The sequence below is a fragment of the Acidovorax sp. Leaf191 genome (assembly GCF_001424425.1).
Classification (GTDB): Bacteria; Pseudomonadota; Gammaproteobacteria; order Burkholderiales; family Burkholderiaceae_C; genus Acidovorax.
Genome location: NZ_LMPT01000022.1, coordinates 366456 through 380055, shown reverse-complemented (window position 1 = coordinate 380055; position 13600 = coordinate 366456). Strand labels below are relative to the sequence as shown.

At 68.6% G+C, this 13600-nt stretch carries 9 protein-coding genes; 3 read left to right on the top strand and 6 right to left on the bottom strand.

All coding sequences use genetic code 11. The annotated features are described in order from the left end of the window. Nucleotides 1–98: 98 nt before the first annotated feature. From ASG27_RS24170 to ASG27_RS24145, 6 genes are all read right to left on the bottom strand, one after another. Nucleotides 99–962, bottom strand: a complete 864-nt coding sequence (locus tag ASG27_RS24170) for an isocitrate lyase/PEP mutase family protein (protein WP_056412324.1) — start codon at nucleotides 960–962, stop codon at nucleotides 99–101. Between the two features lie 9 nt (nucleotides 963–971). Next, nucleotides 972–2162 (bottom strand): 2-methylaconitate cis-trans isomerase PrpF, encoded by a 1191-nt coding sequence (gene prpF, locus ASG27_RS24165; RefSeq protein ID WP_056412321.1) that lies wholly within the window; start codon nucleotides 2160–2162, stop codon nucleotides 972–974. A gap of 189 nt (nucleotides 2163–2351) precedes the next feature. Beyond that, nucleotides 2352–2735, bottom strand: a complete 384-nt coding sequence (locus ASG27_RS24160) for an endonuclease domain-containing protein (protein WP_056412319.1) — start codon at nucleotides 2733–2735, stop codon at nucleotides 2352–2354. 134 nt (nucleotides 2736–2869) lie between these two features. Continuing rightward, nucleotides 2870–5557, bottom strand: a complete 2688-nt coding sequence (gene acnD / locus ASG27_RS24155; RefSeq protein ID WP_082486152.1) for a Fe/S-dependent 2-methylisocitrate dehydratase AcnD — start codon at nucleotides 5555–5557, stop codon at nucleotides 2870–2872. 104 nt (nucleotides 5558–5661) lie between these two features. Further along, on the bottom strand, nucleotides 5662–6825 hold the full coding sequence (prpC, locus tag ASG27_RS24150; protein WP_056412316.1) for a bifunctional 2-methylcitrate synthase/citrate synthase: 1164 nt from the start codon (nucleotides 6823–6825) through the stop codon (nucleotides 5662–5664). Nucleotides 6826–6841: 16 nt separating this feature from the next. Further along, nucleotides 6842–7231: an acyl-CoA thioesterase gene (locus ASG27_RS24145; RefSeq protein WP_056165784.1), complete on the bottom strand. Its 390-nt coding sequence runs from the start codon at nucleotides 7229–7231 to the stop codon at nucleotides 6842–6844. A 117-nt stretch (nucleotides 7232–7348) separates the two neighbouring features. On the opposite strand from ASG27_RS24145, the gene ASG27_RS24140 reads away from it, so the two are divergent. The 3 genes from ASG27_RS24140 to ASG27_RS24130 all read left to right on the top strand — a co-directional run bounded on the left by ASG27_RS24140 (nucleotide 7349) and on the right by ASG27_RS24130 (nucleotide 13363). Next, nucleotides 7349–8836: a short-chain fatty acyl-CoA regulator family protein gene (locus ASG27_RS24140; protein ID WP_056412314.1), complete on the top strand. Its 1488-nt coding sequence runs from the start codon at nucleotides 7349–7351 to the stop codon at nucleotides 8834–8836. Nucleotides 8837–9088: 252 nt separating this feature from the next. Next, nucleotides 9089–12232: a bifunctional diguanylate cyclase/phosphodiesterase gene (locus tag ASG27_RS24135; protein WP_056412311.1), complete on the top strand. Its 3144-nt coding sequence runs from the start codon at nucleotides 9089–9091 to the stop codon at nucleotides 12230–12232. 48 nt (nucleotides 12233–12280) lie between these two features. After that, nucleotides 12281–13363, top strand: a complete 1083-nt coding sequence (locus ASG27_RS24130) for a GGDEF domain-containing protein (protein ID WP_056412308.1) — start codon at nucleotides 12281–12283, stop codon at nucleotides 13361–13363. Nucleotides 13364–13600 lie beyond the last annotated feature (237 nt).

Sequence of the window (13600 nt, the reverse complement as noted above, 5' to 3'; positions counted from 1 at the left end):
CCGCGCGAGAGGGCTTGCAGGCAGCGGCGGGGCTGGGCAGGGTTTGCTATCAAATGTGTAGCTGGTTGCGCTTGTTGGACAAGCGATAGCGCCCATTTTTATTCGTACTTCTTCTCCAGCGCATCCCACTGCGGCTTGCACACCAGCCGCTGGCGTTCGGCAAACGGCGCCACCATCGCAGGGTCCTCATCCACACGGCGCTCGTCGCGCAGCACGGTCAGCACCTTCTGCATGCCGGCCACTGCGCCCTGCAATGCCGCGTTGGCGTACAGCACCAGCCCATAGCCCAGGCCCGCCAGCTCGTCGGCGCTGAAGATGGGCGTCTTGCCGCCGATCACCATGTTCATGAGCTGGGGCCGGTCGGCCAGGCGCCGGGGCAGGGCGCGGATCTCGTCGGCCGTGGTGACGGCTTCCACGAACAGGATGTCGGCCCCCGCCTCGCCAAACCGCTGCGCGCGCTCGACCGCCGCCTCGAAACCCTGGGTCGCGCAGGCGTCGGTGCGCGCCATGATCAGGGTGCCCGGGTCGCGGCGCGCGTCCACGGCGGCCTTGATCTTGCCCAGCATCTCGTCGGTGGAGATCACCTCCTTGCCGTTGAAATGCCCGCAGCGCTTGGGCGAGACCTGGTCTTCCAGCTGGATGCAGTCGGCACCCGCGCGCTCCAGCGTGCGCACCGCGTGGTACGTGTTGAGCGCGTTGCCGAAGCCCGTGTCGGCATCGACGATGAGCGGCAGCTCCACCGCGTCGCGGATGCGTGCCGTGTGGTCGGCGATGTCGGTGAGGCCCATGAACGCCTGGTCGGGCAGGCCGAACCACATGTTGGTGACGCCTGCGCCAGTGACGTAGAGCGCCTCGAACCCCAGGTCGGCCACCACACGGGCGGACAGGGCATTGAACGCGCCGGGCACGATGACGCCACGGCGGGCTTCGGCCAGGGCCTTGAGTTGTTGTTTGGTGTTCATAAGGGTGTGTCAGAAGCAGTCGGCGGGGATGCGAATGCACCCTTCCATGAGAATGCGGGCGCTGCGGCTCATCAAGGCTTTGGTCACCGTCCATTGGCCACCGTGATGCGTGGCCTCGGCGCCCACGCGCAGCGTGCCCGAGGGGTGCCCGAAGCGCACCGCGTTGCGCGCCCCACCACCCGCGGCCAAGTTGACCAGCGTGCCAGGGATGGCGGCGGCTGTGCCGATGGCCACCGCGGCGGTCCCCATCATCGCGTGGTGCAGCTTGCCCATGGAGAGCGCACGCACCAGCAGATCGATGTCGTGTGCTTCGATGCGCTTGCCGCTGGAGGCGGTGTAGGCCGCGGGCGGCGCCACGAAAGCGATCTTGGGCGTGTGCTGGCGGGTGGCGGCATCCGCCAGTTCGCGGACCAGACCCATGCGCAGCGCGCCGTGGGCGCGGATGGCTTCGAAGCGTGCGAGAGCCGCGGCGTCACCGTTGATCGCGTCCTGCAGCTCGGTACCGGCGTAGCCCAGGTTGTGGGCATTGAGAAAAATGGTGGGAATGCCCGCGTCGATCAGCGTGGCGGGGAAGCTGCCGACACCTGGTACCTCCAGCGTGTCCACCACGTTGCCGGTAGGGAACATCGATCCCGCGCCTTCCGCACCGTCGGCGGGGTCCATGAATTCGAGTGGTATTTCGGCCGCTGCAAAGGTCACGCCGTCCAACTCGAAGTCCCCGGTCTCCTGCACCTGCCCGTTCGCGATCGGCACATGCGCCACGATGGTCTTGCCGATGTTGGCCTGCCAGATGCGCACGGCCAAGGCACCGTTGCTCGGGATGCGCGCTGCATCGATCAACCCCATGTGGATGGCGCAGGGGCCCACGGCGGCCGAGAGGTTGCCGCAGTTGCCGCTCCAGTCCACGAACGGCTGGTCGATGGACACCTGGCCGAAGAGGTAGTCCACATCATGCCCGGGCCGCAGGCTGCGCGACAGGATCACGGCCTTGCTGGTGCTGGACGAGGCATTGCCCAGGCCGTCGATCTGCTTGCCATACGGGTCCGGGCTGCCCAGAGCGCGCAGCAGGATGGCGTCGCGGGCGGCGCCGGGCTGGCGGGCCGGCGCGGGCAGGTCGTCCAGGCGGAAGAAGAGGCCTTTGCTGGTGCCGCCGCGCATGTAGGTGGCGGGGATTTTGAGTTGGGGTGAGGGGGGTGTCATGGGGTGGCGGGTCTACGTTTGCGGGAAGGGCGTGTGGGCTTTGCCAATGGGTTGGTGGTTGCGCTGAGGCCCCCTCTCCCCCGGCCCCTCTCCCGCGAGGGGAGAGGGGAGGGGTGCATGGCGCTGGTGTTGTTCGGGATGTTCTCTCGGATGATTGAAGTGGGCCCAGCCAATGATCGTCAGCCGTGCTTATCCCGGGAGGCCCCTCTTCCCTCGGGGGAAGAGGGGTTGGGGAGAGGGGGCGGCCCCGCGCAAGGCCGCATAGATGGCTTCAAGCACCGCCTCGGTACTCTGCAGGATGTCGTTGTTCCAAAAGCGCAGCACCGTATACCCCTGGCTCCGCAGCCAGGCGTCGCGGGCTGCATCGTGGTCTGATTCCACATGCTGCGCACCATCGGCCTCCACGATGACGCGACCGCTGAAGTGCACGAAGTCCACGATGTAGGGCCCCATGGGCTGCTGGCGGCGAAACTTCTGGCCGTCCAGGCGGTGGGCGCGCAAGTGCTTCCACAGCAGCTGCTCGGCATCGGTCATGTTCTGGCGCAGTGTCTTGGCGAAGTCGCGTGGGTGCATGTGATGCGGGCCCCCTCTCCCCCGGCCCCTCTCCCGCGAGGGGAGAGGGGAGGTAGGGATGATCTGGGTCGGTGAAAAACGGCTCGTTGGAATGCTAGACGGCTTTGTGCCTGCGGCGATAACCGAATCACGCGTCAAAACCGCAGTTCGCACGGGGAAGTCCCTCTCCCCTCGCAGGAGAGGGGTTGGGGAGAGGGGGCCGCTGCACCACCGCCACCCCGCTCCAGAAAATCCTGCGCAAACCTCTGCAGCACGCCCCCCGCTTCATACACCGACACCTCCTCCGCCGTGTCCAGCCGGCAGGCCACAGGCACCCGCAGCACCTCGCCGCTTCGGCGCCGCACCACCAGCGTCAAGTCAGCCCGCGCCGTGCACAGCCCCTGCACGTCATAGACTTCCGTGCCATCCAGGCCCAGCGTCAGCCGGTTCGTGCCGGGCTGGAACTCCACGGGCAGCACCCCCATGCCGATCAGGTTGGTGCGGTGGATGCGCTCGAAGCCCTCGGCCACCACCACTTCCACACCCGCCAGGCGCACGCCCTTGGCGGCCCAGTCGCGCGACGAGCCCTGGCCGTAGTCGGCGCCGGCGATGATGATCAAGGGCTGGCGGCGGTTCAGGTAGGTCTCCATGGCCTCCCACATGCGCAGGACCTGGCCTTCGGGCTCCACCCTGGCCAGCGACCCGGGCTGCACGCTGCCGTCGGGGTTGCGCACCATCTCGTTTCGGAGCGTGGGGTTGGCAAACGTGGCCCGCATGGCCGTCAGGTGGTCGCCGCGGTGCGTGGCGTAGGAGTTGAAATCTTCCTCGGGCACGCCCATGCGGTGCAGGTACTCGCCGGCTGCGCTGTCCCGCAGGATGGCGTTCGACGGCGAGAGGTGGTCGGTGGTGATGTTGTCCGGCAGGATGGCCAGCGGGCGCATGCCCTGGCGCGTGCGCGGGTGGGCCGCCAGGGCCCCCACGCCGTCGGTGTCCCAGTATGGCGGGCGGCGAATGTAGGTGGACTCCGGGCGCCAGCCGTACTGCGGGCTCACCGCGTCGCCAGTGTCGGCGCGGATCGCGAACATGGGCTCGTAGACGGCGCGGTACTGTGCGGGCTTGACGGCGGCTTTCACCACGGCGTCGATCTCTGCATCGCTCGGCCAGATGTCTTGGAGGCGGATCTCCCGGCCGTCCACCACCGCCAGCACGTCGTTTTCGATGTCGAAGCGCACCGTGCCCGCGATCGCATAGGCCACCACCAGCGGCGGCGAGGCCAGGAAGGCCTGGCTGGCGTACGGGTGGATGCGGCCGTCGAAGTTGCGGTTGCCCGACAGCACGGCGGTCGCGTACAGCTGGCGGTCGATGATCTCTTGCTCTATGGCGGGGTCGAGCGCGCCCGACATGCCGTTGCAGGTGGTGCAGGCAAAACCCACGATGCCGAAGCCGAGGTGTTCCAGGTCCTGCAGCAGGCCTGCTTCCTGCAGGTACAGCTCGACGGCCTTGGAGCCAGGGGCGAGCGATGTTTTCACCCAGGGCTTGCGCGCCAGGCGCAAGCGGTGGGCGTTGCGCGCCAGCAGCGCCGCCGCGATCACATTGCGCGGGTTGGAGGTGTTGGTGCAGCTTGTGATGGCGGCAATCACCACGGCGCCATCGGGCAGGGTGCCTTCGTGGGCCGCCGGCATCTGCCATGCGCGGGCGATGCCGCGGGCCGCCAGGTCGCTGGTGGCCACGCGCGCGTGCGGGTTGGACGGACCCGCCATGTTGCGCACGACGCTGGACAGATCGAAACTCAGCGTGCGCTCGTACACCGCATCGCTCAGCGTGTCGGACCACAGGCCTGCGGCCTTGGCATAGGTCTCCACCAGACGGACCTGGCCCGGCGTGCGGCCCGTGAGCGCCAGGTACTCGAGCGTCTGGTCGTCGATGCTGAACAGGGCCGCGGTCGCGCCGTACTCGGGGGCCATGTTCGAGATGGTCGCGCGGTCGCCGATGGTGAGCCTGGCGGCGCCCTCGCCGTAGAACTCCAGGTAGGCGCCGACCACCTTGGACCGGCGCAGGAACTCGGTCAGCGCCAGTACCACGTCGGTGGCGGTGATGCCGCTCTGGCGCTGGCCGGTGAGCTGCACGCCCACGATCTCCGGCAGCCGCATCCACGACGCGCGGCCCAGCATCACGTTCTCGGCCTCCAGGCCGCCGACGCCGATGGCAATGACGCCCAGCGCATCGATGTGCGGCGTGTGGCTGTCGGTGCCCACGCAGGTGTCGGGGTAGGCCACGCCGCTGTCGGCATGGACCACGGGCGACATCTTCTCCAGGTTGATCTGGTGCATGATCCCGTTGCCTGCGGGGATGACCTGCACATTGGAAAAGGCCTTTTTCGTCCACTCGATGAAGTGAAAGCGGTCTTCGTTGCGGCGGTCTTCGATGGCGCGGTTTCTTGCGAATGCACCGGGGTCGGACCCGCCGCATTCCACGGCCAGCGAATGGTCCACGACCAGCTGCACGGGCACCACGGGGTTCACCTGGGCGGGGTCCCCACCCGCGGCCGCGATGGCGTCGCGCAGGCCCGCCAGGTCCACCAGCGCGGTCTGGCCCAGGATGTCATGGCACACCACACGCGCCGGAAACCACGGAAAGTCGCGCTCGCGCCGGCGCCCGATCAGCTGGCGCAGGCAGTCGTCCACGATGGCCGGGTCGGCCCGGCGCACGATGTTCTCGGCGTGCACACGCGATGTGTAGGGCAGGGTGGCCCACGCGCCGGGCGTGAGGGCATCGACGGCCGCGCGGGCGTCGAAGTAGTCCAGTGCGGTGCCGGGCAAGGGCCGGCGATGTCGGGTGTTCATCATGGTGTTGTGTCGCTCGGCTTCAAATACCTGTCAGTTCGTCACTGTCTTTCGATTCCCCTCTCCCCTCGCGGGAGAGGGAGACGATGCAGCGCTCATGGCTGTCAAACACGGTCCTCGATCCGCACAAACGCCAGATTGTCCGGCCCGGTGTAATGCGCGCTGGGGCGAATGATCTTGTTGTCCAGGCGCTGCTCGATGATGTGCGCCGCCCAGCCGCTGGTGCGCGCGATCACGAACAGCGGCGTGAACATGGCGGTGGGCACGCCCATCATGTGGTAGCTCACCGCACTGAACCAGTCGAGGTTGGGGAACATGCTCTTGGCCTCCCACATCACCGACTCGAGCCGCTCGGCGATGTCGAACATCTTGGTGCGGCCCGCCTCCTCGGACAGGGACCGCGCCACGCCCTTGATGACGCCATTGCGCGGGTCGCTCACGGTGTAGACCGGGTGGCCGAAGCCGATCACGACCTCCTTGGCCTGCACGCGCCGGCGGACGTCGGCCTCTGCCTCGTCCGGGCTGTCGTAGCGCTTCTGGATCTCGAAGGCCACCTCGTTGGCCCCGCCATGCTTGGGGCCGCGCAGTGCTCCGATGGCGCCGGTGATGCACGAATACACATCGCTGCCCGTGCCCGCCACGACGCGCGCGGTGAAGGTCGATGCGTTGAACTCGTGCTCGGCATACAGGTTGAGCGAGGTGTGCATCGCGCGCTCCCAGGCCGCGCCGGGGCGGGCGCCATGCAGCAGGTGCAGGAAGTGGGCGCCGATGGAGTCGTCGTCCGTCTCGACGTCGATGCGCTTGCCCTGGGTACTCCAGTGGTACCAGTACAGCAGCATGGAGCCGAGCGAGGCGAGCAGCCGGTCGGCGATGTCCCTGGCGCCGGGCGTGTTGTGGTCGTCCTTTTCGGGCAGCACGCAGCCCAGGGCCGAGACGCCGGTGCGCATCACATCCATCGGGTGGCTGCTGGCAGGCAGCTTTTCCAGCGCGTCCTTCACGCTGGCCGGCAGGCCGCGCAGGGCCTTGAGTTTGGTTTTGTAGGCCTTGAGCTCGGCGCGCGTGGGCAGCTTGCCGTGCACCAGCAGGTGGGCGATCTCTTCGAATTCGCAGACCTCGGCGATATCGAGGATGTCATAGCCCCGGTAGTGCAGGTCGTTGCCCGTGCGGCCCACGGTGCACAGCGCAGTGCTGCCGGCAGTCACGCCCGACAGCGCGACGGATTTCTTGGGCTTGAAGCCTGCGGTAGGGGTCGTTGTTTCCATGGTCATGGGGTCTCCTGGGGTGTCACTGTGGTGCCAGATAGGCATGGGCGATGGGTGCGGGGCGGCCCTTGGCATCCACCGCCACCATCTCGAACACCCCCTGGAGCACCTCTTCGGCGGGCGAGCCCAGCGCCTGCGCGAAGCCGGCCACGCACACGGTGAGCGAGCTGCGCCCGAGCCGCGTCGCCCAGGCGCGCAGGGTGAGCACATGGCCCACGCCCACGGGCGCCACGAATCGCACGTCGCTCACGCCAGCCATCACCACGTTGCTGCCGGCCGCGCTGCGGGCGGCCAGAAACGCCGCCTTGGACATGAGCAGCAGCGCATGCCCGCCGAACAGGGTGCCGTAGTGGTTGGCGTGCTCGGGAAAGATGATTTCCGTGAGCTCCAGGGTGCCGTTGGGGGTTGTCATGCTTCGCAATCTACGCACAATAGCGGCCCTGCAGAAGGGCTGAATTGGCGAATGTTTGCGAATGAAATCCCCGCAGATTGCAAATTTTGCGAAATTATTTGTTGCCGAGGCCAATCGATGAAAAAGACGTTCATGGGCGTGCGCCTGCGCCGCCTGCGCGAGGAGCGGGGCATGACCCAGGTGGCGCTGGCGCGCGCGCTGGACCTGTCGGCGAGCTACCTCAACCAGCTCGAACAGAACCAGCGGCCGCTCACCGTGCCGGTGCTGCTCAAGATCAACGCGGTGTTCGGCGTGGATGTGCAGCGCTTTTCGGACGATGACGAGGCGCGCCTGATCACAGGCCTGCGCGAGGTGCTGTCCGACCTGCCCGCGGGCCTGGGCGGCGAGGGTGCGGGCGACGCCGTGTCGCTGGCCGAGATCCGCGAGCTGGCCGCCGGCATGCCGGCAGTGGCCCGCACGCTGCTGGCGCTGCACCAGCGGCACCGCCAGGCCCTGGAGCGGCTGGAGGCGCTGAGCGCCCAGAACGCCCAGTGGGGCCTGGGCGACGAGCGTGGCGCGGCGGCGGCGCCGCCGCTGGCGGGCGGCCACCTGCCCATGGCGTACGAAGAAGTACGCGACTTCTTCTTCGCGCGCCAGAACCACATCGCAGAGCTGGACGATGCGGCCGAGCGTTGCGCCGCCGAATGGGCCCTGCAGCCGGGCCGCGCGGGCGAGGCGCTGGCCCAGCGGCTGCTGCAGGCCCACGGGGTGCGGGTGGTGAGCGCGATCGATCTGCCGGGCCAGGCCCAGCGGGTGTTCGAGCCCGGCTCCGGCGTGTTGCAACTCGCGGCCGGGCTGGAGCCCGGGCAGCGCGCTTTCCAGATGGCAACGCAGCTGGCGTTTCTGGAAATGGGCCCGCCGCTGGCGCGGCTCGCGGACGCGGCAGGCTTGTCGAGCGACCAGGCGCGGGCGCTGGCGCGCATCGGCCTGGCCAACTACTTCGCCGGGGCGCTGGTGTTGCCCTACACCGCCTTCTTGCGCGCGGCCGAGGCGGTGCGCTACGACATCGACCGCTTGGGCCACCAGTTCGGCGTGGGTTTCGAGACGGTGTGCCATCGGCTGTCCACCCTGCAACGGCCCGGCGCGCGGGGTGTGCCGTTTTTCTTCATCCGGGTGGACCGAGCGGGCAACATCAGCAAGCGCCAGTCGGCCACCCACTTTCACTTCAGCAAGATCGGCGGCACCTGCCCGCTGTGGAACGTGTACGAGGCGTTCGCCCAGCCGGGCCGCATCGTGCCGCAAATCGCCCGCATGCCCGACGGGCGGGCCTACCTGTGGGTGGCGCGCACTGTGTCGCGCGGCGGCATGGGGTGGGGCTCGCCGGGCAAGGAGTTTTCCGTGGCGCTGGGCTGCGATGTGCGGCACGCGCCGCAGCTGGTCTATTCGCAAGGGCTCGACCTGGCCAACCCCGACGCCGCCGTCCCCATCGGCATGGGCTGCAAGGTGTGCGAGCGGCCGGCCTGCCCTCAGCGCGCCTTTCCGCCCATCGGCCGGGCGCTGGATGTGAACGAGAACCGCAGCCGGTTCGCGCCCTACCCGGTGGCTGCCACCGCGGGGGCAGGGTAGACCCTCGGGCTGGCGATGTACTGGTGCGGGGTCTATGCAGTTTGCTCATGAATTCATAGCGCCTTGCGCATGACCGTATTGCGGTGGACGCGCTTTTGTCTCAATAATGGGTGGTAACCAGTTGTTATCGCGCACCGGGCCCCAAAAGCCCGTTCGATTGCCGCTATCCTGCGCGTGAACACAGGGTTTGAGCCCCCCGATCCGGCCACCGCGACACCCTCGCCGAACACTGCCCGCCCAGCACGCCACGCCATGTCCTCCTTCACCTATTCAGGTAGCTACCGGCATTGGTTGTCCGGGATAGGTGTGGCCACGCTCGGCATCGCGCTGAGCCTGTGGCTGGCCTGGCAGCAGTCCCAGGCCGTGGCCCAGGTCGGGCAGGCGCGGTTCGTGCAGGAGGCCCGGTCGTTCGCCGATGCGCTGGGCCAGCGCATCGAGGGGCACACCGAGGTCGTCAACGGCCTGCGCGGGCTATTCACTGCCAACCCCCACCTCACGCGCGCCGAGTTCGAGCGCGCCGCCAGCGACCTGGAGGTGGGCCAGCGCTACGCCGGCGTGCGCAACCTGTCGTTCACCCGCTGGGTGCCGGGCTCCGAGCGCGCTGCCTACGAGGCCCGGGTGCGCGCCGACCGGTCCATCTCCGCCAATGGCTACCCCGACTTCGCCATCCGCCCGCCGGGGGACCGGGCCGAGTACTTCGTGGCCGAGTACCTCTGGCCCATGTCCGGCAACGAGAGCGTGCTGGGCCTCGACATCAGCGCGCAGCCCACCAACCTGGCGGCCATGCAGTACAGCCGGGACAGCGGCCACACCGTGGCGTCGGCGCCGTTCGATCTGCTGCAGGAAGAAACCCACCGCCCCGGCTTCGTGATCCGCGTGCCGGTGTTCGACTACACCGCGGGCACGCCGGAGCCGCGCTTTCTGGGTGCGGTGGCCTCCACCATTCGGGTGTACGACCTGGTCCAGGCGCTGGGCAGCCAGGGCCTGCTCAACGGCATCGCGGTATCGATGGCCGACCACGGCTCGGTGCGCGTGGGCACGACCGACACCACGGTGCGCACGCTGCTCACGCAGTCGTCCGCGGCGCTGCCGGGTTCGGTGCCCTTCGTGCGGGACCTGCCGGTGCACGACCGGCGCTGGCGGCTGACCTTTCTGCCCACGCGCTCGTTCCTGTCGGCTTCTGAGGCGAGGCTGCCCATCCTGGCCGGGGCGGGCGGGGTGCTGGTGTCGCTGCTGCTGGCATCCACCGTGGGGCTGCTGGTGCGCCAGCGCACGCTGGCCCTCGTGCGGGCCCAGGCGTCCGACGACGCGCGGCGCGAGAGCGAAGAACGCTTTCGCGCGCTGTTCAACCAGGCCAGCGTGGGCGTGGCCATGCTGGACAGCACCACCGGGCGGTTCCTGCGCGTGAACCAGCGCTATGCGGACATCGTGGGCTACACGCCCGACGAGATGCTCGCCCTGAATTTTCAGGCCATCACCCACCCGGGTGACCTGGCGGCGGACGTCCAGCAGCTCGAACGCCTGAAGGTCGGCGAGATCCCGGAGTACCGGCTCGAAAAGCGCTACCTGCACAAGGAAGGGCGCCTGGTCTGGGCGGACCTTACGGTGTCGCCCGGCGCCACGCCTGACAGCCACATCGCCGTGGTGCAGGACATCACCTCGCGCAAGCACATGGAAGACACGCTGCGCACCAACGAGCACCGGCTGCGCGGCATTCTGGAGCGGCTGCCCATGGGCCTGTGCCTGGTCCATCCGGACGGGCGCATCGGCTTTCGCAACCAGCGCTATGTGGAGATCTGCGGCTACACCGAGGCCGAGGTGCCCGACGTGGACACCTGGTGGCAGCGTGCCTTTCCCAATGTGGCCGAGCGCGAGGCCGTGCGCGACGGCTGGCGCGCTGCGGTCAAGCGCGCCGCGGGCGTGGACGGCGTGATCCCCGGTGCCGAATACCTCATCACCTGCCGCGACGGCACCAAGCGCCCGATCGAGGTCTCGGGCGTGCAGGTGGAAGGCGGGCACCTGGTCACCATGCAGGACCTGAGCCAGCGCAAGGCGGCCGAGGAGGAAATCAACAACCTGGCCTACTACGACCCGCTCACCAGCCTGCCCAACCGCCGCCTGCTCATGGACCGGCTGCAGCAGGCGCTGGCAGCGAGCACGCGCCACCACCGCAGCGGGGCCTTGCTGCTGCTGGACCTGGACAACTTCAAGACCCTGAACGAAACCCGCGGCCACGACAGCGGCGACCACCTGCTGCTGCAGGTGGCGCAGCGCCTGCGTGAATGCGTGCACGAGGACGACACCGTCGCCCGCCAGGGGGGCGACGAGTTCGTCGTGGTGCTGGAAGACCTGGGCGACAACCCCGAAGAAGCCGCCGCGCGCAGCGAGGAGGTGGGCCAGCGCATCCTGGCGGCGCTGCGCGCGCCCTACATGCTGCACGGCGCCGCGCACCACAGCTCGCTCAGCATGGGCGTCACCGTGTTCAGCGGCATGCGCGAGACGGTGGACGAACTCCTCAAGCGCGCTGATCTCGCGCTCTACCAGGCCAAGAGCGCAGGCCGCGACACGCTGCGCTACTACGACCCCAAGATGCAGGCCGCCGTGAGCGCGCGGGCCACGCTGGAGCGCGACATGCGCATCGGCCTGGCGCTGGGCCAGTTCGAGCTGTACTACCAGCCGCAGATCGACCGCGGCCGCATCACCGGGGCCGAGGCGCTGCTGCGCTGGCGCCACCCGCGCGACGGCTTTGTCTCGCCCGCGCACTTCATCCCGCTGGCCGAAGAGACGGGCCTCATCCTGCCCCTGGGCGAATGGGTGCTCAAGATGGCCTGCAGCCAGCTGTCGGCCTGGGCGGAACACCCCGAACTGGCGGCGCTGAGCCTGGCGGTGAATGTGAGCCCGCGCCAGTTCCACCAGCACAACTTCGTGGCCCAGGTGCTGCAGGCGCTGGCCAGCTCGGGCGCGCCGGGACACCAGCTCAAACTGGAGATGACCGAGGGCCTGCTGCTGCAGGATGTGGAAGACACCATCGAGAAGATGGGGCAGCTCAAGGGTTATGGACTGGGCTTTTCGCTGGATGACTTCGGCACCGGGTATTCTTCGCTCGCCTACCTCAAGCGGCTGCCACTGGACCAGCTCAAGATCGACCAGAGCTTTGTGCGCGACGTGCTCACCGACCCCAACGATGCCGCCATCGCGCGCACCGTGGTGGCGCTGGGTACCAGCCTGGGCCTGCGCGTGATCGCCGAGGGGGTGGAGACCGAAGCCCAGCGCGAGTTTCTGGAGCGCCACCAATGCCACGCCTGGCAGGGCTACCTGTTCAGCCCGCCGGTACCGGTGGCCGAGTTCGAGGCGCTGGTGCGCAGCACCAACGCCAGCGGGCTGCAGCATGCGTGATGGGCTGCGGCCCTCCGATTGCCACCGCCAGCCAGGGCCCCGACCACCATGTTCCTGTTGAAGAAAAAAGCGGCGGCCCCGCCCGCGGGCCCGTCGGCCACCGACACCGGCGAGTTCGACGCGCAGCGCGAAAAGTCCGCCATCGCCGAGATGCTGCTCAAGCGCTCCGCGCAGCTCATCCTGGGCCGTGGCGAGCTGGAGATCATCCGCGGCATCTGCCAGGCCATCGTCGAGATCACCCCCCACATCCGCCTGGCCTGGACGTGGTTCGGTCCGTCCGACACGCAGACCATCCGCCCGCAGGTGTTCGCCGGCCCGGCGTCAGCCTACGCCGAGTCGTTGTGCATCGAGCGCAACCTGCTCACCCGCATCGGCCCCGCGTTCTCGGCGCTGGACAGCGGCGCGCCGGCCGAGCCCTTCACGGTGTCGCAGTTCTCGCTGTTCGGCCCGTGGCGCGACGCGGCACGCCAGCACGGCATCCACCACGTGGTGGCCTTGCCCATCAGTTCCGCGTTCAACGGCTACAGCGGCATCTTCGTGCTGTACGCGGACCGCGACGGCTATTTCGACGAGGTGGGCGTGAGCCTGTTTGCCACGCTGGCCGAGCTGTTCGGCTCGCTGATGACGGTGGCGTCCGAGCGCAGCGAGCTGCAGCGCGCGGCCTACCACGATGCGCTCACCGGCCTGCTCAACCGCCATGCGCTCGACCTCATCGACCGGCGCGTGTACCGCACCTCGCTGTTCGAGCCGCCTTCGTCGCTGCTCATGCTGGACATGGACCGCTTCAAGAGCATCAACGACCAGCACGGGCATTCGGTGGGCGACCAGGCCCTGCAGGCGGTGGCGCGCACGCTGCAGCATGCCCTGCGGCGCGGCGACGAGGTAGTGCGCTGGGGCGGCGAGGAGTTCATGGTATGCCTGCCGCAGACGCCCCTGCAGGACGCACTGGTCGTGGCCGAGAAGCTGCGCAAGAGCGTGGCGGCCATCACCGACCCGGTGCCGCTCACGGTATCCATCGGCGTGAGCGAGATTCCCTGCCTGCAGCACCTGGCGGACGCCGTGGCCCGCGCCGACCAGGCATTGCTGCAGGCCAAGGCCGACGGGCGCAACCAGGTGTGCGTGCTGCCCTGATGGCCTGGTTGCGCGAGCCGGCATTCCGGGCAGCCACGCGGCACCGAGATGTTCAAAATTGATAGCAGCTGGCGCTTGCACCACAAGCGGTAGAGGCTGTTTTTGCCAAATATTTCCCAGGTGTTTGCTTTTGGAGCGTTGCCGGGGCCGGCCCGTGGGGGAGCCGCCCAGGCGGCGCGGTATCATTCCGGCCTTGCCGCAGCCTGTGCGCTCCTTGCCGGGAACGCCCCTGCGGCA

Coding starts and splice junctions, on each gene's coding strand:
- ASG27_RS24170 (WP_056412324.1), bottom strand. CDS start 962: ATGAACACCAAACAACAACTCAAGGCCCTGGCCGAAGCCCGCCGTGGC.
- prpF (WP_056412321.1), bottom strand. CDS start 2,162: ATGACACCCCCCTCACCCCAACTCAAAATCCCCGCCACCTACATGCGC.
- ASG27_RS24160 (WP_056412319.1), bottom strand. CDS start 2,735: ATGCACCCACGCGACTTCGCCAAGACACTGCGCCAGAACATGACCGAT.
- acnD (WP_082486152.1), bottom strand. CDS start 5,557: ATGAACACCCGACATCGCCGGCCCTTGCCCGGCACCGCACTGGACTAC.
- prpC (WP_056412316.1), bottom strand. CDS start 6,825: ATGACCATGGAAACAACGACCCCTACCGCAGGCTTCAAGCCCAAGAAA.
- ASG27_RS24145 (WP_056165784.1), bottom strand. CDS start 7,231: ATGACAACCCCCAACGGCACCCTGGAGCTCACGGAAATCATCTTTCCC.
- ASG27_RS24140 (WP_056412314.1), top strand. CDS start 7,349: ATGAAAAAGACGTTCATGGGCGTGCGCCTGCGCCGCCTGCGCGAGGAG.
- ASG27_RS24135 (WP_056412311.1), top strand. CDS start 9,089: ATGTCCTCCTTCACCTATTCAGGTAGCTACCGGCATTGGTTGTCCGGG.
- ASG27_RS24130 (WP_056412308.1), top strand. CDS start 12,281: ATGTTCCTGTTGAAGAAAAAAGCGGCGGCCCCGCCCGCGGGCCCGTCG.